Consider the following 19,646-nt stretch of genomic DNA (forward strand, 5'->3'; position numbering starts at 1 on the left):
ATAAGCTTCTTGGTTTGGTAACCAAATATCAGGATGCACATCGATTTCACCCTTACCTCTATCAATCGCTGCGTAAATTGCTGTGTTGTTTCCAGGAACAAGCTCAGCCTCTCCACCCATTTTATCTGTAACAACTGCTGCTAATAAATTTGCAATAGCTGTAGCACCTGTCCAGCCTGGATCTCCAATTTTAACCTTTTCTGCTTGTGCAGAGAACATTGCTAAAATCGAGATTAACCCAGCTACAAGTGTAGTTTTAATTATTCTCATATTATCTCCTTTTAAATTTATAAATTAAGCTTAACGCGAATTGAGATAACGAGTCAAAGAAAATAAAGTTATAAAAAAAGAGTATAATAACTAAATATAGTTTATTCTGGATTTGCCGTAAGAGTTTTGATCTCTAAAATATTTTCGTTTGGATCTTTCACAAAGAACGTTTCTTGTTCGTACTTAGTACCTTTAAATCTTAGATAAGGTTCATCATAATATTTTGTACCACTATCTTTTAATCTTTGTTTAAGAGCATCAAAATCTTTTCTAGATAAATGAACTCCAAAATGAGGAACTGATACATTGCCCATATCCACATCATGTCTTTCATTGTCTAATTTGTGTTCACTTTTGTGAAGTGTTAATTCATTACCCCAAAAATCAACATCAGCCCATTCTTGAGCAGAATTGTCTAATCTGCATCCTAGGGTTTCGCTGTAAAATTTTTTTGCAACTTCTAAATCTCCACAAGGTATTGCTAAATGAAAACAATTAGTGTTTTTGTACATAATTAGACTTTAATATATGAATTTAATCACTATATAAAGCCTGTTTTTAAAACAAATCAGAAAAAAATTTAATAATGAACAATTTTTTACAATCAATAATTGATAGAGACCCTGCGGCAAAATCTAAACTAAGTTTAATTTTAACTTACCCGGGAGTAAAAGCGGTATTCTTTCATAGACTAGCAAACTTTTTTAGTACTGCAAAATTTCATCTAATTGCAAGAATCATTTCTCAATTTTCAAGATTCTTAACAGGTATTGAAATTCATCCAAATGCAAAAATTGGAAAAAATTTATTTATCGATCATGGAATGGGAGTTGTGATTGGAGAAACGTCTGAGATTGGTGATAATGTAACTATTTACCATATGGTTACATTAGGTGGAATTGCACCTAGTATAAATTCAAATGATCAACGTAATATTAAAAGACATCCTACTATAAAAGAGGATGTGGTAATTGGTTCAGGTGCACAAGTATTAGGTCCAGTAGTGGTTGGTAAAGGTGCAAGAATTGGAGCTAATGCAGTAATCACTAAAGACGTTGTAGAAAATGCTGTTATGGTTGGAATTCCAGCAAGAAGTGTTGGAATTGCTGATAGTGAATTTAAACCTTATGGTATTACACCTGATAGTGATAAAAAATCAGATAATGAATAACACACAAAACGATTTTATTTCAGGTATAGGAAACACTCCCCTAATCAAACTAAGAGCTGCTTCAGAAATTACTGGATGTAATATTTATGGAAAAGCAGAATTTTTAAATCCAGGAGGATCAGTAAAAGATAGAGCTGCCCTTGCATTAATTAAAGATGCTCAAGAAAAAAAATTAATTGCTAAAGGTGGAACTGTTGTTGAAGGAACAGCTGGTAACACTGGAATTGGTTTAGGTCTATTAGGAAATTCCTTAGGTTATAAAACAATCATTGTAATGAATGATAATCAAACCCAAGAAAAAAAAGATCTACTTAGAAATCTTGGAGCTGAATTAAGATTAGTACCACCTAAACCTTATAAAGATGATAACAATTTTGTTAAAGTAGCAGCTAGACTTGCAGATGAATTAAGACCAACGAATAATAACGGTGTAATTTGGGCTAATCAATTCGATAATACAGCTAATGCTAAAGGTCATTATGAAGGTACAGGACAAGAAATTTGGGAACAGACTGAAGGTAAAGTTGATGGCTTTGTGTGTTCTTCAGGAACAGGTGGAACTATTTCTGGAGTTAGCAATGCTCTTAAAGAAAAGAATAAAGATATAAAAATTTACTTATCTGATCCAAAGGGTTCTGCTCTGTATAATTATATAAAGAATGGTGAACTAAAATCAGAAGGAGGATCAATTACTGAAGGAATTGGTTCAAGCAGAGTAACAGCTAACTTTGGTGAGGCTAAGATTGATGATGCTTATTCTATAGATGATCATGAGGCACTACCTATACTTTATGATTTAATTCAAAATGAAGGCCTGAGTTTAGGTACTAGTTGTGGTATCAATATCGCTGGAGCAATAAGAATGGGTAAAGAATTAGGGCCTGGTAAAACTATTGTAACAATTCTTTGTGATAGAAGTGATAAATACGCAACTAAAATGTTCAATAAAAAATTCCTAGAAGATAAAGGTCTACCAGTACCTAATTGGTTTTAGATATAAATTTTATCAGCTAATCCGTAACAAAGTATTGCACTCAATAAAGTTAAAATACCTGGTGCAATCACTCCTTCAATAGATGTTTGAGGAGTATGACCTAACTTATTTATTTTAATTGTATAAATTCCCACACAAAAAGCTGAAAGGTTTTGTAAAAATACTAAGTTAAAAAAAGCCCATGTTCCTTGAAGTCCATCAGGTCTTATGAAGCCAACCCAAAAAGCCATAACTACTGCTCCGATAAATAATGATCCAAAAAATCTTGTCATTATAGCGCCTGAATCGTCCATACCAAATTTATCTAAAAATTTCTTTGTAGCAAAAACAGTTTGGTAAGCGTATGCAGCAAAAATTATGAAGTGAATAAGAAAAACGATTAAATAAAATATTCCATTAAATTTTTCAATCATAAATAAATTTTATCAAAAATTAAAATCGAATTAAATAGCTAAATCTGCTAGAATTTATCTATAAAATAAAGCAACAGGAGAAAATATGTCTATATTAGAAAAATATAGTGCTGCACTAAAAAATAAAGACGAATCAGCAATGAATGAGCTTTTGCATGATGATTTTAAATTTACGATGCATAAATCAGGAAATGTTTTAACAAAAAGTGATGTCATTAAGTGGGCTATGAGTGGCGATATCAATCAAGATAAAGTTAGAATTATTTACGAGAATGACGAAGTTGGAATTCACCATGCTTTTGTTACATTTAACGATGGAAATGTTGAGGCGGTAATGGCAGTTTATAAATATGATAAAGGTAAAATCATAAGTTTAGAAACTGGTGCTACTCCAATGCCAAAATAATTATATATATTTTGCGAGATTTCATTTAAGATTATAAAATGAGTCTTGCCACTTCTTATTTATTCTTAGGTGTAGCTGTTTTTCTTGGAGTTACATCAAATAGTTTTGCAAAAAGTGCTGAAGGGTTTACTTTACTTGTTCCGAGTATAATCACTGCTATTACAATTGTTCTGTGTATGTATGCTCTTTCATTGGTAATGAAAAATATTCCGATGGGTATAACTTATGCGTCCTTTGCGGGCTTAACAATTATAGCAACAGTGGTGGTTGGAGTAATTAGATTTAATCAAGTACCTAATTTATACTCATTATTTGGTTTAGCTTTTATTATTGTTGGTGTTTTAATGGTCAACCTGTTAGGTAATAATTAATTATGATTAATAAAAAATATGCTCAACCCTTATTTATGATTTTAATGTCCTTAGGTATGAGTGTTATTATGAGTGGTGTTGTTGTAGCAGTGAATACAGGTGTGTCAGATGGTTTCTTTTTTAGATGGGGATATTCTATAATGTTTGCTTATCCAATTGCTTTAATAGCAGCATTTACTCTAGCTCCTTTAATGAGACCATTGGTAAATAAAATTGCGTCAAAAGAATAATTATGAAACCGTTGTTAGGGTATTTATTTTTAGCTAACGGAATTATATTTGGTATCGCATCAAATAGTTTTGCTAAAATTTCTGAGGGATTTACTAAATTAACTCCATCTGTTTTATGTATTTTGTTTATGTGTATTACTATGTTTTCAATTGCAAAAGCAATGTCTGCACTACCAGTTGGATTTGCCTACTCTACTTATAGTGGTTTAACAGTTACAGGTGTTGTTCTTTTTGCAGTATTAAAATTTAATCAAGTACCTAATCTTTATGGAATAATTGGAATAATTTTAATTATTATTGGTGTAATAATGGTTAATTATCTTGGACGACTAAACTGATACTTTTTTAAAATCTCTGGAAGCTCATGTCTTCCATCTTCATTTAATGGTAATTCGTATTCACCAACCACTGTACTAGTATCTAAAGGTGAATATAAATGAGGATACATATCTCCATTAGATGCCTGCTCCCACAATAAATGTTCAAGGTTAAATGCATTTACTCTTAACAAAACTAGATTTTCTTTTTTAGAATAATGTTTATTTAAAGTTTCCTCTACCTGATCCTCTTCAGAAAAGTGAATATAGCCATCTTTAAGATCTTTTTCTGATCCACCATAAGTTCCAGATTGTTTAGCCTTTTGCCACTCATCTTTATCTATAACTTTGAAAATAAATTCTAAATTCATTTTACCAAGAAGAATTTGGACCTTTTAAGAATTCTATTTCTTCTTCAGTGGATTCTCTTCCTAAAATTTGATTTCTATGAGGATATCTATGAAATTGTCTGATTGCTTTTGTATGATCTTGCCAAAATTTTTTTATTTCATTGTATCCTTCGTGTTCTCTTAAATATTTGTTTAACAAGTAATAGGCCATTTCATGATCGCTGATTTCCTCGCTATGAATTAAAGGTAACAACATAAAAAATCTTTGATTTACATTCATAGCTTCTAAATAACCTGAATAAACTGCATCGTTTACAATCAATCTAGTTTTTTGATCTTGAGCAAAAGCTTTTTTGTCATTTCTAAACATATTTCTTGAAAACTGATCAAATAAAATTACTAACGCCAAACAACTCATAGGATTATCTTGCCAATCATCATATTCATTTTGACAAGCATGTTCATAATCTTTTAAAAAATTATCTTTAATTTTTTGATCAAACTTTTCATTTTTTTTGAACCGCATTTCAGAAGGGGTTTCTTTAAACCAGAAATCTAGAATTACTTGTGCTCTTTCCGGTATCATTCAGCTAAAGGTTTTAATAATTTTAAAATCTTTTTATGATTGGCTTTATTATTTGAAACAATAATATTTCCTCCAACAACAGGGTTTTTGTTTCCCCAGGTCGTTACTATTGCTCCTGCTGCTCTAACGATTGGCATTATTGGATGAATATCCCAAATTTTGTTCGCGCATTGTGCAACCATTTCAAGTCTACCTTCTGCTAATTGACAATAAGTCAATGCATCAAAACAAGGAAACTGCATTCTTTTTATAAATTTTGTAATTTTAGATTGCTGTTTTAAAGTTAATTGATTGTGAAATGCGGCAGCTAATTTTGCATTCGTAAAATTTAATTTTGAGTTAACTTTAAGTTTTCTTTTTTTATTATTTTCAAAAACATATGCAGAATTTTTGTTTATATTTAAATAATATTTTCTCATTTTAGGAAAATTTGCTAATCCTAAAATTGGTTCTCCATTGTAATTTAATGAAATAAGATTACTCCAACTAGGATTACCTACAACGTATGATCTGGTTCCATCAATTGGATCAATCACCCATGAAAACTCACTCTTTGTATTTTTATGACCGTATTCCTCTCCTATAATTTGATGATTTGGGAATTTTTTTGAAATTTTAGATCTTATAAATTTTTCAAAGGCTTTGTCTGATGTTGTTACAGGATCGTAACCTTTGCCTTTCATCTTATTGGTTATCTTAAATGGTTTATCTAACTTAGCGTAATAAAACTTAGTTAAATCTTTAGCAAGTTGATTTAAAAAGCTTGCATATATTGGATATTTTTTTGTATCAAATTTTTTCACAATGAACTCTTACTATTTAATTTATGTTGATTAAAGTTAAATTTTAAATAATCCTTAGCTTACTATTATGAAAATTGAGCTAATTGAAAATAAGGTTTATTTTAATAATGGGTCTGAAAAAAAAGAAATTCACCCATTCTGGTTACGAGAAAGAGTTAATGGTGAGGAATATTTAGATAAAGGAACTCAGCAAAGACTTTTTGATCCTACATTTTTAAGTAATGATGTTTCAATAAATAAAGTAAACCTTAATGAAAAATACCTAGAGGTTAATTTTAATGATGGTGTTAATTCAAAACTTGAAATTGATAAAATTGCTTCTGAATTTTCTAAAGAAGATATTGTAATTAGATCTATTGAAAAAACTAAATGGGACTCAACATTAAAAAATATAAAAAATTTTGAATACCAAGAAAATTTTTATGAAAGTAAAGAGATGCATGATCTGCTTGTTTCATTTTATAAATTTGGTTTTGTAATAGTAAAAAATATTCCAACATCTAAAAATTATATTGTTGAATTTGCAAATTCAATAGGCAGTGTTCGAAGAACAAATTTTGGTGAATATTTTGACGTAAAATCTAAACCTGATCCAAATGATCTTGCTTATACTTCATTAGCTTTGGCACCTCATACCGACAATCCTTATAGAAATCCTGTTCCATGTATTCAACTTTTGCATTGTATAGAAAGTAAAGTTTCAGGAGGATTATCTACTTTAGTAGATGGTTATACAGTTACTGAAGATTTAAAAAATCAATATCCAGAATTTTATAAAATTTTAACTGAAGTAAAAGTTAGATTTAGATTCATAGATAAAGAAGTAATTTTAGAAACTATCTCTCCTTTGATTGAACTAAATGAGGATAAAAGTTTCAAGCAGGTAAGATTTAGTCCTAGATTAGACTATGTTCCAATTTTAGAAAAAGAAAAACTAGATCTTTACTACCAAGCAAGGAAAAAAATATCCGAAATGTATAATTCAGATAAATATAGAATTGAATTTAAACTTGAGCCAAAAGACTTAATGATGATGGATAATCATAGACTACTCCATGGGAGAACAGCTTATGAGACAAAGGAAGGTGAGAGATTTTTACAAGGTTGTTATATTGATTACGATAGTACCGAGGGAAAACTTAGGCACTTAAAAAGAAAGTTTAATCTTTAAACAAATTTTCTATTTGCGCTTCAGCCTCTTTGATTGATTTTTCATAATCTAGTGCCATTTGATCTGCACTAATTATATCTACTTTTTCTATACCAAAAAAGTTAAGAATAAATTTTAACCAAGGAGTAAGAAAATCTTCTGAACTATTTAGTTTTGTTCCTCCAGAAGTAATCACTAGATAAGCATGTTTGTTTTTTAACAACCCCTCTCTTCTACCATTTGGTTTAAATCTAAAAGTTTCACCTATACGAGCAGCTAAATCCGACCAAGCTTTAAGAGTTGCTGGAGGTCCATAATTATAAATTGGCGCTGAAATTATTATGATATCACTCTCTTTTAATTCTTTTACAAGCTTGTCAGAAAGCTCAAACATTTTTTTATGTTCTCCTGTTTGATCTTTTTCATCTATGTTCATTCCAGATTCTGTAAGCCCACTTACAAAAAGCATCTCATCATCTAAATCTCTATAAATTACTTCATCTTCTGGTTTTTTAATTTTATCTAAAAGTTTTTTTGCTAAAGCTCTAGAGGTAGAGCCTTTTTTTCTAGCGCTGGAATCTATTTGATAAATCTTCATTAATACTTTTTATCCGAATTTTTGCATAAATGGAAAGATTTCAATTATATAAAATCCTATTGCTTGTAATTGATTAGTTAAAATTAAAATACCTGTAATTAGCAGAGTTATTCCGCCAATTTTTGAAATTAAATTTATGTTTTTCTTAAAATTTTTAGAAAATAATAAGAACCTTTGAATTAAGTATCCAGACAAGACAAACGGGATAGCGAGACCTAATGAATAAGAAATTAACAAGATTACAGCTCTTGATAAAGTTTCTTCAATAGATGCCAAAGCTAAAATTGAACCTAAAATTGGACCAATACATGGTGTCCAGCCAAAACCAAAGGCAACACCAATCACATATGGAAAAAGAATATTTCTTGATTCTTTTGCATCAAATCTTTTTTCAAAATTTAAATATGGAATATTGATAATTCCAATTAATTGAAGAGAAAAAATTATGATTACTATTCCTGCTGAAATTCTTAACACTTCTGAATTTTGTAGTAATGTCTGTCCCAAAAAAGATGCTGATGCACCTAAAAGAACAAAGACAGTTGAGAACCCTAAACAAAATAAAATTAATGGAAAAAAATTGATTTTTTTTTGATTTAAAATTTCTTGTAAAGATTGGCCAGAGATATAAGAAATATATCCAGGTATTAAAGGTAGAACACATGGAGATAAAAAACTTATAAGTCCTGCTCCAAAAGCAATTAGGTATTCAAACATTTATCCAGTATTTTTCATTGCTGCAGAAATACCTGCAATCGATGTCATTAAAGCATCTTCAAGGAATTTTTTTTCTAAATTTTTATATTTTTTATTTGTTAGTTTGTTCATTACATTTGCCTGAAGTATATTTAACATCTCTGTATAGTTATTTCTTATAAATAAAGCTTTTCTAAATTCTTTTCTCTCTTTTACCACTTCTTTCGGGGTAATTTTATTATGCAATTTGACCAGTGCCTCAAATTGAAATCTTAATTTTTTACCAATTCTTTTTAATGAGGCATCAGCTAAGTTATTTTCATAAATAACTGAAATTTCTGGATCCACCTTAGAAATTACCATATCTAGGATATCCATCGTTGATACAAAGTATGGCCAATTTCTTTCCATATCAGTCATTGTTCTTTTAAACTTTTTAATTGAACCATATCTAAGTGCTTCAGTTGTACCAAGCCAAGCGGGTAACATTAATCTAATTTGTGTCCAAGCAAATACCCAAGGAATAGCTCTTAAACTTTGAATATTATCAACATTCTTTCTTTTGGTTGGTCTTGATCCAATTGCAAGTTTTCCTAGTGATTTATGTGGCGTAACTGTTTTGAAGTAACGAATAAAATCCTCGCTTTGATTTAGATATTTTCTATATGAAGATGTAGAAATTTCTGACATTTTTTGAATTAATTCACGCCAATTAATTTTTGATCTTGGTGGAGGGTTTAAAGAAGCGTCCATTACAGCTCCTATATAGCTACATAAATTGTACTCAGCTAAAGGTTTATAGCCATACTTTTGCTGAATTACTTCTCCTTGATCGGTAATTCTAATTTTTCCGTTAACTGTACCAGAAGGTTGTGACTTTAAAGTGGCCTGTATTGGACCACCTCCTCTTCCTGGAGATCCGCCTCTGCCGTGAAAGAAAACAAGATCTATTTTATATTTTTTAGCTAAATTTCTAAGCTCTTCTTGAAGTTTATATTGATGCCAACTTGCAGACAATTTTCCAGCATCTTTACTGGAGTCTGAATATCCAATCATGACTTCCTGTTTTGACTTAATCATTTTTCTGTACCATGAAAGTTTGAACAAGTTTGTCATAACACCGTTAGCATTTTTTAAATCATCCAGAGTTTCAAAAAGTGGAACAACTCTTAATAAATTTTTTGTTTGTGCCTGCATTTGTAAAAAATAAACAGATAAAATATCAGATGCTGTGGATGTCATCGATATTACATAAGCACCAAGACATTGGGTTGGTTCTTTAGCAATTTGTTTAAAAGTATTCCATACCTCTTTGTTTTCTTTATCTCGAATATTTATTTTATCTACAAAATTTTTTCCTTGTTTAATATTTTTATTTAAAAGTTTTATTTTTTCACCTTCACTTAGAGAGGAATAATTTATTTTATTTTTCTTTTTAAAGATTTCATTTAAAAGTTTTTCATGTCGATCAGACTCTTGTCTGATGTCTAATCTTGCAAGATTTATTCCAAAACATCTAACTCTTCTAATTAAGTCTAGTAAATCAGCATTTGCAATATGTTGACCTTTGTTTTGATTCAGAGAACTTCTTACTTCTCTCAAAGGGTTAATAATTTCATATTTATCTTGGAGTAATTTTTTTTCATCTAAAGGCTTGTTTAAATTTATGTGTGCTTCTATTAATTGATGAGTATTTCTTACTTTGTCTCTTAATGGTCTTAAATAAACTCTATATGGTTCAAAACTTTTTCCAGTAACTCTACTGATTGCAGGAGAACATTCTTCCATGGATAAATCTTGAATTAATTGAGTAAGTTCTTTCTCGTACAGTTTTGCAGCTTGCCATCTAGAAAATAAAATTACTTTCTTAGTTACTTCTGAAGTTACATTTGGATTTCCATCTCTGTCTCCACCCATCCACGAACCAAATTGAATAGGATTAAAATTTCTAGGCAAGTCTTTGTTTAAATTTTTTCTAAAAATATCATTCAATCTTTTATAAACCTTAGGAATAGTATCCCACAAACTATCTTCAATTACAGCCAGTCCCCATTTTGCTTCATCCAATGGAGAAGGTTTAGTTCTTTTTAGTTCATCAGTTTTCCAAATTATTGCTATTTCCGAATATAGTTTTCTATCTAATTCTATGATTTTTGAGGGGTATTTTTTATAGAGATGTCTTTGCTCCATTATTGATATTAAATTTGCGTATTTTTGAATTAAAGTTCTTCTTTTAACCTCTGTTGGATGAGCAGTAAGAACTATCCCAATATCTAGCTTGGTAGCTAAATCATAAATTTTATTATTTGAAATTTTTTTATTTTTAAAAAGACTCTCAATTATATCTTCTATAAATAAATTTTGACTTTTGCTTTTAAAATAAGGATTTTCATACTCATTTAGTTTTCTAGATGCATCTAAAGACTCGGCCAAATTCATCAAATTAAGAATGTGCGAAAAAGCCCTTGTGATTTTAAAAGTTTTTTCTGGCGAAAGTTTTTTTACTTCTTTTGATATTTTTGAGAAAACTTTACTTTTATTTTTGTCTAATAATGTGTTTTTTGAAAGTAATCTTAATTTTTCAACAATATTAAAAAAAGCTGGTCCTTCTTGATCTTTAATTACTCTTCCAAGAAAAGTTCCTAATAATCTAATATCTTCTCTTAAAAGCTTTGTTGGTATTCGCTCATAGTAAAGATCTCTTTTCTTCATTACTTATAATAAATTTTTTTTGTAAAACTCCTCTTACATTTGTTTTTACACTAAAAAAGAATCCTGAATATCTAAATTTTCGCAGATCTGCTTTGCTCATCCCTTTTGTAGCCGTTGAAACGTAAAGTTCTTTTGTATTTTTACCTCCAAATGCACAATTAGTTATATTTTTTGCTGGAAACCGAATTTTGTGAATTAATTTTGCTTTTTGATTAAAAACAGAAATACAAGCACCATGGAAATGTGCTACCCATAAATTTTTATTTTTATCTAAAGTCATACCATCAGGTGCACCATCTTGGATTGAGAATTTTTTAAATATTTTTTTACTAATAATTTTATTATTTTTGTTTATTTTGATTTTATAAATATTTTTTTTTGAGCTGTCGGTATGATAAAAATTATACTGATCAATAAATGCTGGTCCATTTGTAATTCTATAATTTTTATCAACTTTTATTAAATTAAAATTTTTATCTAATTTGTATAAAGAACCTTTTTCAATTTTTCTTTCCAGGTTGTCCATGGTGCCAAACCAAAGATTTCCAGCAGGATCTGTTTTTCCATCATTAATTCTATTTAGTTTCAAGTTTGGTTCTATCTTAATTGACTTTAAAATTTGTTTGGATTTTAAATTTTGAATTCTTAGTTCACCTTGTAACCCTAAAATAAAAATATGATCTTTGATATGAGTAATAAAACCAATTTCTTTGTTTACTTTAAAGATTTTCTTTTTTTTATTTTTAATGTTGAAAGAGCAAATTTTCTTTTTTTTAATATCTACAAAATAAATTGAGTTATGTTCACTAACCCACAACGTTCCTTCACCCAAAGTACATCTTATTTTCCAAATAGGTTTTGGTTCTGAGGTTATTATTTTATTCATTTACTTCAAACTTTTTTATAAAGTCTTCATCGGGATTAATACCAATACCTATATTATCAGTTACTGATGCAAAACCATTATTGTTTTTAACTTGATCTAAAATTGAAAATTCCTCCTTTGGCAAATCTGTGATAAAAATATTTTTTTCTGTAGTATCAAACTCGAGCATTGATTTTGATGGAAATAAACCACCAGGCATATCTGGTTGTGCTGTCAGCAAATGAAGATTAACTGCAATACTAACTGCAGAGCCCCATACATGATTAATTACTGGTATAAAATTTGCTTGCGCTAGTGCTGCAACTTTTAAATACTCCGTAATGCCGCCAAGTCCACAAACCTCTGGTTGAGCTATATCAATACATTTATTTGATATTAATTTATTCCAGCCATATTTAGTAAATTCAGCTTCTCCTCCTGCAATGCTAGTAGAGATTTTTTGTTTTAATTCTCTGTAACCCTCATAATCTTCAGGAGCTACAGGTTCTTCAAACCAATAAATATCTAGTTCATCTAAACCTTTTCCAACATAAAGAGCGTCTTTCAAATTATAAGCGTGATTTGCATCAACCATTAATTTAAAATCTTTTCCAACAGTGTCTCTTACAGCTTGAACCAACTTTAAATCTTCGTTTGGACCTAATCCAACTTTCATTTTCATTGCTTTAAAATTTTTTGTTTTTATTTTCTTAGACTCTTCCTTGAACAGGGCGATCAATTCATCAACTGATTTTTTTTGTAACATCATTCCATATCCATACACTGGAACTTCATTATTACATTTACCCCCTACAAGTTGATAGAGAGGAGCATTTGTTTTCTTTCCAAGAATATCCCATAAAGCAATATCTACTCCTGATAATGCTTGAATTGGCATGCCCTTTTGACCACTATCTCTTAAAAGATTGTATACTTTTTGCCAGATATGTTCTTTGTTTAAAGGGTCTTCACCAATTACTAAAGGCTGTATAACCTTTTCAACAATAAACTTGTTCGCTAAAGCTATATTTCCAGGACCAAAACATTCACCCCAACCTGTTATTCCTTCGTCTGTTTGAACTTCAACAAGATGGGCTGTACGATGTTTATAATACTGTTGTGAATAGCCAAGTTCTTTTTCTAACTCATATCTAAGTACATGACTTTTAATAGAAGTTATTTTCACAATAGATTATAAAGCAACTACCTTCGAGTTTTGCTCTCCTAGGTTTTCTATTGATAATTTCATTGTATCACCTGCTTTTAAGAATTGTTGCGGCTTCATACCCATTCCAACACCTGGAGGTGTTCCAGTTGTAATTATATCGCCAGCTTGAAGAGACATAAATTTACTTAAATAAGATACAATTATATCAACATTGAATATCATTGTGCTTGTGTTACCTGTTTGCATTCTTGTACCATTAACATCTAAACTCATTTTTAAATTATTAACATCTGCAATTTCATCTTTTGTAACTAAGTAAGGTCCAATTGGTCCATAAGTATCATGAGATTTTCCTTTAACCCATTGACCCATTTTTTCAATTTGCCATTCTCTTTCACTGATATCATTTACTAAACAATAACCTAAAATATGATTTTGAGCTTGGCTCTCAGAGATATGTTTTGTTTCTTTTCCTATAACAATTCCTAATTCAACTTCCCAATCAAGTTTTTTTGATCCTGAAACTATTTCAATATCATCGTTTGGTCCATTAATTGAACTTGTGGCTTTCATAAAAGTAATTGGTTCAGATGGAACCTCAGCACCTGTTTCAGCTGCGTGATCAGAATAATTTAATCCAATTGCAACAAATTTACCCGGCTTAGTAATACAAGATCCTATTCGATCACTTGCAGATAATTCTGGTAAAGAAGATAAATCAGCACTTTGTAATTTAGTAATAGTCTCAAAATTTAAATGATCAGGATTTAAATCTTTAACATGAGAACTAACATCTCTTATTATACCATCTTTATCTAAAACACCTGGTTTTTCGTTTCCTTTATTTCCTACTCTTAATAATTTCATATTTTTCCTTTTGTTATTTAATTATATTGAAATTCCACCATCAACATGAATTGTACTTCCAGTTGTAAATGTTGCATCATCACTTGCTAAATAAACAGCCACAGCTGCTATTTCTTCAGCAGTGCCTAATCTTCCCATAGGTTGTCTTGCTATAAAATCTTTTTTTGCTTGAACAGGATCTGGACTTTGATTGACCCTATCTTGCCAAGAAGGTGAATAAACTGTTCCTGGTGCAATAGAATTACATCTAATATTTTTTTTAACAAAATCTGCTGCAATCGCTTTTGTTAAACCAATAACTGCGCCCTTTGTTGTTCCGTAAACAAATCTATTTGGAAAACCTTTAAAACTGGATGCGCATGAAGATATATTAATAATACTTCCGCCATTTTGTTTGATCATTAAAGGTAAAATAGCTTTGCACATAAAGTACATCGACTTTACGTTTACATTAGAAGAAAAATCCCAATCTTTTTCATCACATTCCAATATTGTTCCATGATGAACAAATCCAACAGCATTAAATAAAACATCAACTCTATCTAAAGTTTTTGTAAATTCTAAAATTGCATTATTATCTGTTGAATCTAGCCTTTGCACTTTAATCTCAGGAAATTCTTTATTTAAATCAGCTAAAGTTTTGTCATTTAAATCAGTAGCAGTTACATGAGCACCTTCTTTATGAAATGCTATTGCTGTTGCTTTTCCAATACCTTGGCCTGCTGCTGTTACGAGAATTTTTTTACCTTCTAATCTTCCACTCATTTTTTATTTATCCTTTCGATTTCATTATAAAGTGAACTATGATCAGTGTTTCCATGACCATTATCGACCAAGGATTTATACATTTCTTTCACTAAATTTGAAATAGGTAAATGAGTATTATATGAATTTGCACACTCCAAAATGTTATTCATGTCTTTTAAATGGGTAGATGTTTTGCCTTTTGGGGTAAAATCTTTATCTATCATTCTTCTTCCATGAGTTTGTAAAATTTTACTATCTGCCCAACCTCCAGAAAGAGCTTTAATTAATTTTACTGGATCAGCTCCAGCTTTTTCACATAAAGTTATTGCCTCTGCAACCGCTCCTATGGTAACTCCTACTACAATTTGATTTGCTAACTTTGAAACTTGTCCACTACCAATTGGTCCAACCAAAGTTGGATTTCCCATAGCTTTTAAAATATTTATAGAATTATCAAAGACAATTTGCTCTCCCCCAACCATTATAGCTAATGAAGCTTCTTCAGCTCCAATTGTTCCTCCTGAAACCGGTGCATCTAAATAATTTACATTTTTTGATTTTAGAATGTTTCCATATTTTGTTGCTATCGTTGGTTTAACCGAACTCATATCAATAACAGTTGATCCAGATTTTAAATTGTCTAATAAATCTAAATTATTCATTATTGAATCAACAGCGCTATCGTCTGTTAACATTGTAATAATAAAGTCATTATCTTTAACAACTTCACCTAAAGTTTTTGATATTTCGGCCCCAAATTCTTTTAAAGGTTCTGCCTTACTAATTGAACGATTGAATGCTTTTAATTTAAAACCAGATTTTAATAAATTTTTAGCCATTGGAAGACCCATAAGGCCTGTTCCAATAAACCCTATTTTCATCATGGTTTTGGTCTAAACTCGTGGAAGTTTTGTGTCATCGCCTCTGGGAAGAACATAACACATGCTAACACAATTAACTGAATTACTATAAATGGGGCAAAACCTCTAAATATATCTGTTAATGAAATGTGTGGAGGTGCAACAGATTTTAAATAAAAAGCGGCAGGTCCAAACGGTGGACTTAAAAATGAAACTTGCATGTTTACACAGAATAATATTCCAAACCAAATAGGATCAAATCCTAGAGCAATAACTATTGGTAAAAATACAGGCATTGCTAACAATACAATTCCAACCCAATCCATAAATGCTCCCATAATCAAAAACATAATCTGCATCATGAAAATTAAATACATTGGTTTTAAATCATAAGCCAAAATAGTTTCTGCTACATATTTTGGACCTCCTGCAAGAGAATAAGCACCTGCTAAAACTGTAGCACCAAAAGTAATTGTTAAAATAGTTCCTGATGCTTTAAAAGTTCTTGTTAATGCATCTTTAAATAAAAACCACGTAAGTTCTTTTCTTGCAAAAATTATGATTAATGTAGCAACCACGCCCATACCAGCTGCTTCTGTAATTCCTGTCATTCCAGAATATATTGAACCTAATACAATTATTACTATACCGATCGGTGGTAAAAGACCTGGAAGGTAAGACATTTTCTCTTTAAAAGTTAAAGCTGGTTCATCACTTAAAGGTGCTAAATGCGGCTGCAATCTTGTTCGAATTAAAATGTATGTAATAATTAAACCTGAAATCATTAAACCAGGAACAATAGCTTCCTGAAACAACATAGTAATTGAAGTTTCAGTAGTTAATCCGTAAATAATTAAAACAATTGAAGGTGGTATCATGGTTCCTAAAGATCCTGATGCACATATAATACCTATCGACATATCCTGATCATATTTTAATCTCAACATTTGAGGTAATGCGATCAAACCTAATAAAACTATTTCTCCACCAATAATTCCACTCATCGCCGCCATAATTGTTGCCATAATGGCAGTTACTACACCAACACCACCTCTAGTTTTTCTTAACCACGCATTTAACGCATCATAAAGATCTCTTGCTATATTTGAACGTTCAAGCAAGGAGGCCATAAAGATAAATAAAGGTACTGATAAAAATGAATAGGTAACAACTAATGAGTAATACCTAGAAAGTAATATTCCTAATGCATGTTCACCTATGTATAAAAATACTAGCACTGCACCCATAAAACCAGATGCAAAACCCATAGGAACACCTATAGATATAAGCAATAATAATCCTACTATAAGTATTATCGAAAGTGATCCTATATCCATTTTATTTTAATTCTTTAGAAGGATCGTATTGTTTTTCCTTAGGATTTCTCCAATCAATAATCAAATTATTTACAGATTGAACAGCAATAAGAAAAACACATAGAAGTGTTAGTGGCTTCATAGTAGCTGGAATTGGTGGATCCCAATAAGTTGCAAATCTCTCCCAATTTATAAATGATCTGTATGCATCTTCCATACCCCCATAAATTACAGCTGCAGCGAAAAGAACAATAATTAAAGTACTAATTAGGTCAAAAATTCTCTGTGTTGGTCTACTAACCCAATCATACAATAATACTATTCTAATATGGCTTCTTAATCTTGTTGCATATATACCGCCAACTAAATAACAAACTCCGGCAAGCCATAAACATAGTTCATTTGCCCACAAAGTTGGTTTAAACAACACATATCTCATAAAAATTTCATACATCATCACAATTACAATTACAGGAATTAGATATTTAATTGTGTGACTTAAAAATAAGGAAACTCTATCTATCCAATTTATTGGAAAATCATCTTTACTCGCGACTTTTTCATTTTGTTCTTGTAATTCTTTATCGATCATTGAGTAAAAATTTAAATAAATCGAAGGGCCTTTGCAGGCCCTTCAAGATTTTTTTTATTACATGATACCGTTAGCTTTCATATAAGCTTTGTGTATCTCAATAAGTGCCGCAGCTTCTGGAGATTTAGTCTTCCATTCTTCCCAAGCAGCAAGTGCAGCTTGTCTGAATTTAAGTCTGTCTTCTCTAGACCAGTCGTGAAGAGTAACGCCCATTTCGTTTAAAGCTTTAACAGCTTCAGCATTTTTTCTTTCAACTAAGCTAGTGATAGTTCTTCCAGCAATTTCTATTGCTGCTAACATAGCACCTTTTTCATGCTTCTTTAACTTCTTCCATACTTTCGTATTACAAGCCAAGTGGTCAGCTGGCATAGAGTGGAAACCTGGGTATGTAGCATATTTGTTTTGCTCATAGTGTCCACCAGCATAGTTTGTAGCTAAAGATGAATAGTCAGCACCATCGATTAGACCAGTTTGTAAAGCAGTTGGAACTTCACCAAAGTCCATTACGATTGGCTTAGCACCTAATGCTGTAAAGATCATACTTTCCATTCCTGGAGGTGATCTAAATTTAAAGTCTTTTAATGAAGCAACATCCGGAATTGGTCTGCTAGATATTAAAGACTCATGTCCTGGTATCCACCAACCAATTAATGTCATTCCATATTTGTTATAAAGTGCATCAACAGCTTCTTGAGCTCCTGGGAAATTCAAGAATTCATATTGTTGATATGGGTTATCGTATCCACCCATTACATCACCTGCAAATTGGAACGCTGCATTTTTACCAGTTTGGTAACCAGCACCAGTCATATCACAATCGATAATTCCAGTTTGTGCAGAGTTAAACACCTCAGCAGATTTACCTGTTACTGATGATGAGTAGAACATTTCTACTTTTAAGCTTCCGCCAGAAAACTTCTCTACGTTTTTAGCGAATTGAGCAGCAACTTCACCATTTGGTGAACTAGCTGTAAAGTGTGTTTCAATCTTTAAAGTCTTTGCATTAGCAGAGCCAAATAAAGCTACTGAAACAATAGCCACAGCTGCTATAGTTTTAGATATAAGTTTAAACATTATCTTCCTCTCGTTTATGTTTTTTCGAAAGTTAATCATAAAAGATTTTTGAGATCAATAATTTCGTTTAACTTTTATATATAGAAATTATATATATTAACTAAACAACTTATAGTTGTTCTAAACTACTTCTGAAATAAGAGGTTTTTTATTGAAAAAACAGAAGATATTGTCGACAGCCATCATGCTCATAGCTAGTCTTGTTTCATGTGTTGCACTTCCAATATGAGGCAAAACAAAACAATTATCTAATTTTAAATATCTTTTATCTAAGTTTGGTTCATTATTAAAAACATCTAAACCTGCTGCATAAATTTTTTTGTTTTCTAATGCATCTATCAAAGCATCATCATCAACAGTTGATCCTCTTGAAGTATTTATCACTACAGCATGTTTTGGTAACAAGCTTATTGTTGAAGAATTAAGAATATGTTTGGTTTCAGTTGTTGCTGGTGTGTGTATACTTACAAAGTCACACTCTGGTAGCATAGTCTTAATATCAGAAAAATACTTTGCTCCATCCTCTAGATCGTCAGGGAGTTTATTTCTGTTGTAATAAATTATCTTCATTCCAAAAGCCTTAGCACTTTTTGCAGCTATTCTTCCAATACGACCCATACCAATAATACCTAAGGTTTTACCTGTAACAGAATTTCCAATCATAAATTTAGTTAAATCTGGTTTTTGATTTTTCCAATTGTCTGCTCTGACTAAATTATAGGCTTCACCAATTCTTCTAGATGCAGCTAAAATCAAAAGTATAGTGGTTTCAGCTACTGCCTCATTTAATACATTGGGAGTATTTGTTACTTTAATTTTTTTTTCTTCAGCAGATTTAATTGAAATATTATCATATCCAACACCAACCTGAGCTATAATTTTTAATTTGCCATTTAAATTTTTAAAAAAATTTTCACCAATTTTATCAAAACCTGTTGATATCATACCATCATAATCATTAACAATTTTAATTAATTCACTTTCTGGAATAGGTTCGTCTTTTGGATTAAGAGTTACTTCAAATTCTTTTTGAAGTTTTTCTTCTGCTAAATCTGAGATTTTTCTAGAAACTAATATTTTCGGCTTCATA

Annotated in this window: 25 protein-coding genes; 7 read left to right on the forward strand and 18 right to left on the reverse strand. The window is 30.6% G+C overall.

Annotation, left to right across the window (positions count from 1 at the left end):
- Both AMN81_RS01390 and AMN81_RS01395 read right to left on the reverse strand, forming a co-directional pair.
- The coding region (locus tag AMN81_RS01390) for a glycine betaine ABC transporter substrate-binding protein (RefSeq protein WP_306452590.1) at nucleotides 1-270 on the reverse strand (270 nt) is incomplete at its 3' end.
- Nucleotides 271-371: 101 nt separating this feature from the next.
- A complete protein-coding gene (locus tag AMN81_RS01395; protein ID WP_072090354.1) occupies nucleotides 372-782 on the reverse strand; it encodes a VOC family protein in 411 nt (136 codons plus the stop codon).
- Between the two features lie 74 nt (nucleotides 783-856).
- Here AMN81_RS01395 and epsC point away from each other — a divergent pair, with 74 nt between their 5' ends.
- On the forward strand, nucleotides 857-1,441 hold the full coding sequence (epsC, locus tag AMN81_RS01400; RefSeq protein ID WP_072090355.1) for a serine O-acetyltransferase EpsC: 585 nt from the start codon (nucleotides 857-859) through the stop codon (nucleotides 1,439-1,441).
- A complete protein-coding gene (locus AMN81_RS01405) occupies nucleotides 1,434-2,435 on the forward strand; it encodes a cysteine synthase A (RefSeq protein ID WP_072090466.1) in 1,002 nt (333 codons plus the stop codon). The genes epsC and AMN81_RS01405 overlap by 8 nt, the downstream gene beginning before the upstream one ends.
- Here AMN81_RS01405 and AMN81_RS01410 read toward each other — a convergent pair.
- Nucleotides 2,432-2,848: a hypothetical protein gene (locus tag AMN81_RS01410; protein WP_072090356.1), complete on the reverse strand. Its 417-nt coding sequence runs from the start codon at nucleotides 2,846-2,848 to the stop codon at nucleotides 2,432-2,434. The genes AMN81_RS01405 and AMN81_RS01410 overlap by 4 nt on opposite strands.
- An 85-nt stretch (nucleotides 2,849-2,933) precedes the next feature.
- Between AMN81_RS01410 and AMN81_RS01415 the strand changes: the two genes are divergently transcribed.
- The 4 genes from AMN81_RS01415 to AMN81_RS01430 are packed head-to-tail and all read left to right on the forward strand — an operon-like array spanning nucleotide 2,934 to nucleotide 4,193.
- Nucleotides 2,934-3,254, forward strand: coding sequence for a nuclear transport factor 2 family protein (locus tag AMN81_RS01415; protein WP_072090357.1), 321 nt, complete (start codon nucleotides 2,934-2,936; stop codon nucleotides 3,252-3,254).
- A gap of 38 nt (nucleotides 3,255-3,292) precedes the next feature.
- Nucleotides 3,293-3,625 carry a DMT family transporter gene (locus tag AMN81_RS01420; protein WP_072090358.1) on the forward strand — a complete coding sequence of 111 codons (333 nt, stop codon included), beginning with the start codon at nucleotides 3,293-3,295 and terminating at the stop codon, nucleotides 3,623-3,625.
- Between the two features lie 2 nt (nucleotides 3,626-3,627).
- Nucleotides 3,628-3,855, forward strand: a complete 228-nt coding sequence (locus AMN81_RS01425; RefSeq protein WP_072090359.1) for a DUF2798 domain-containing protein — start codon at nucleotides 3,628-3,630, stop codon at nucleotides 3,853-3,855.
- A gap of 2 nt (nucleotides 3,856-3,857) precedes the next feature.
- Nucleotides 3,858-4,193, forward strand: a complete 336-nt coding sequence (locus AMN81_RS01430; protein ID WP_072090360.1) for a DMT family transporter — start codon at nucleotides 3,858-3,860, stop codon at nucleotides 4,191-4,193.
- Here the strand turns inward: AMN81_RS01430 and AMN81_RS01435 are convergent.
- Genes AMN81_RS01435 through AMN81_RS01445 form a run of 3 tightly spaced genes read right to left on the reverse strand, consistent with a single transcriptional unit; the run spans nucleotide 4,172 to nucleotide 5,911 of the window.
- On the reverse strand, nucleotides 4,172-4,543 hold the full coding sequence (locus tag AMN81_RS01435) for a DUF952 domain-containing protein (RefSeq protein WP_072090361.1): 372 nt from the start codon (nucleotides 4,541-4,543) through the stop codon (nucleotides 4,172-4,174). The genes AMN81_RS01430 and AMN81_RS01435 overlap by 22 nt on opposite strands.
- Nucleotide 4,544: 1 nt before the next feature.
- Nucleotides 4,545-5,108 carry a DUF924 family protein gene (locus AMN81_RS01440; RefSeq protein ID WP_072090362.1) on the reverse strand — a complete coding sequence of 188 codons (564 nt, stop codon included), beginning with the start codon at nucleotides 5,106-5,108 and terminating at the stop codon, nucleotides 4,545-4,547.
- Nucleotides 5,105-5,911, reverse strand: a complete 807-nt coding sequence (locus AMN81_RS01445; RefSeq protein WP_072090363.1) for an inositol monophosphatase family protein — start codon at nucleotides 5,909-5,911, stop codon at nucleotides 5,105-5,107. Before AMN81_RS01445 ends, AMN81_RS01440 begins: the two co-directional genes overlap by 4 nt.
- A 67-nt stretch (nucleotides 5,912-5,978) precedes the next feature.
- Here AMN81_RS01445 and AMN81_RS01450 point away from each other — a divergent pair, with 67 nt between their 5' ends.
- Nucleotides 5,979-7,082 carry a TauD/TfdA family dioxygenase gene (locus AMN81_RS01450; RefSeq protein WP_072090364.1) on the forward strand — a complete coding sequence of 368 codons (1,104 nt, stop codon included), beginning with the start codon at nucleotides 5,979-5,981 and terminating at the stop codon, nucleotides 7,080-7,082.
- On the opposite strand, the gene AMN81_RS01455 is transcribed toward AMN81_RS01450, so the two are convergent.
- From AMN81_RS01455 to AMN81_RS01510, 12 genes are all read right to left on the reverse strand, one after another.
- Nucleotides 7,072-7,659: an FMN-dependent NADH-azoreductase gene (locus AMN81_RS01455; RefSeq protein WP_072090365.1), complete on the reverse strand. Its 588-nt coding sequence runs from the start codon at nucleotides 7,657-7,659 to the stop codon at nucleotides 7,072-7,074. The genes AMN81_RS01450 and AMN81_RS01455 overlap by 11 nt on opposite strands.
- A 9-nt stretch (nucleotides 7,660-7,668) precedes the next feature.
- Nucleotides 7,669-8,376 (reverse strand): cytochrome c biogenesis CcdA family protein, encoded by a 708-nt coding sequence (locus tag AMN81_RS01460; RefSeq protein WP_072090366.1) that lies wholly within the window; start codon nucleotides 8,374-8,376, stop codon nucleotides 7,669-7,671.
- Entirely contained in the window at nucleotides 8,377-11,067 is a 2,691-nt protein-coding gene (ppc, locus tag AMN81_RS01465) for a phosphoenolpyruvate carboxylase (protein WP_072090367.1), read from the reverse strand.
- Nucleotides 11,042-11,953, reverse strand: a complete 912-nt coding sequence (locus tag AMN81_RS01470) for an SMP-30/gluconolactonase/LRE family protein (protein WP_072090368.1) — start codon at nucleotides 11,951-11,953, stop codon at nucleotides 11,042-11,044. The genes ppc and AMN81_RS01470 overlap by 26 nt, the downstream gene beginning before the upstream one ends.
- A complete protein-coding gene (locus tag AMN81_RS01475; RefSeq protein ID WP_072090369.1) occupies nucleotides 11,946-13,118 on the reverse strand; it encodes a mandelate racemase/muconate lactonizing enzyme family protein in 1,173 nt (390 codons plus the stop codon). Before AMN81_RS01475 ends, AMN81_RS01470 begins: the two co-directional genes overlap by 8 nt.
- Nucleotides 13,119-13,124: 6 nt before the next feature.
- Nucleotides 13,125-13,967 carry a fumarylacetoacetate hydrolase family protein gene (locus tag AMN81_RS01480; RefSeq protein WP_072090370.1) on the reverse strand — a complete coding sequence of 281 codons (843 nt, stop codon included), beginning with the start codon at nucleotides 13,965-13,967 and terminating at the stop codon, nucleotides 13,125-13,127.
- 21 nt (nucleotides 13,968-13,988) lie between these two features.
- Nucleotides 13,989-14,732, reverse strand: coding sequence for an SDR family oxidoreductase (locus AMN81_RS01485; RefSeq protein ID WP_072090371.1), 744 nt, complete (start codon nucleotides 14,730-14,732; stop codon nucleotides 13,989-13,991).
- On the reverse strand, nucleotides 14,729-15,598 hold the full coding sequence (locus tag AMN81_RS01490; RefSeq protein ID WP_072090372.1) for an NAD(P)-dependent oxidoreductase: 870 nt from the start codon (nucleotides 15,596-15,598) through the stop codon (nucleotides 14,729-14,731). Before AMN81_RS01490 ends, AMN81_RS01485 begins: the two co-directional genes overlap by 4 nt.
- A complete protein-coding gene (locus AMN81_RS01495; protein WP_072090373.1) occupies nucleotides 15,595-16,911 on the reverse strand; it encodes a TRAP transporter large permease in 1,317 nt (438 codons plus the stop codon). Before AMN81_RS01495 ends, AMN81_RS01490 begins: the two co-directional genes overlap by 4 nt.
- Before the next feature lies 1 nt (nucleotide 16,912).
- Nucleotides 16,913-17,482 (reverse strand): TRAP transporter small permease subunit, encoded by a 570-nt coding sequence (locus AMN81_RS01500; RefSeq protein WP_072090374.1) that lies wholly within the window; start codon nucleotides 17,480-17,482, stop codon nucleotides 16,913-16,915.
- Between the two features lie 57 nt (nucleotides 17,483-17,539).
- The gene (dctP, locus tag AMN81_RS01505; RefSeq protein WP_072090375.1) at nucleotides 17,540-18,556 is read right to left on the reverse strand and encodes a TRAP transporter substrate-binding protein DctP; all 1,017 of its coding nucleotides are present in this window, start codon (nucleotides 18,554-18,556) and stop codon (nucleotides 17,540-17,542) included.
- Nucleotides 18,557-18,676: 120 nt separating this feature from the next.
- Entirely contained in the window at nucleotides 18,677-19,645 is a 969-nt protein-coding gene (locus AMN81_RS01510; RefSeq protein ID WP_072090376.1) for a 2-hydroxyacid dehydrogenase, read from the reverse strand.
- Nucleotide 19,646: the final 1 nt, after the last annotated feature.

Origin of the sequence: Candidatus Pelagibacter communis, assembly GCF_001179845.1 — a bacterium.
Lineage (GTDB): Bacteria > Pseudomonadota > Alphaproteobacteria > Pelagibacterales > Pelagibacteraceae > Pelagibacter > Pelagibacter ubique_Q.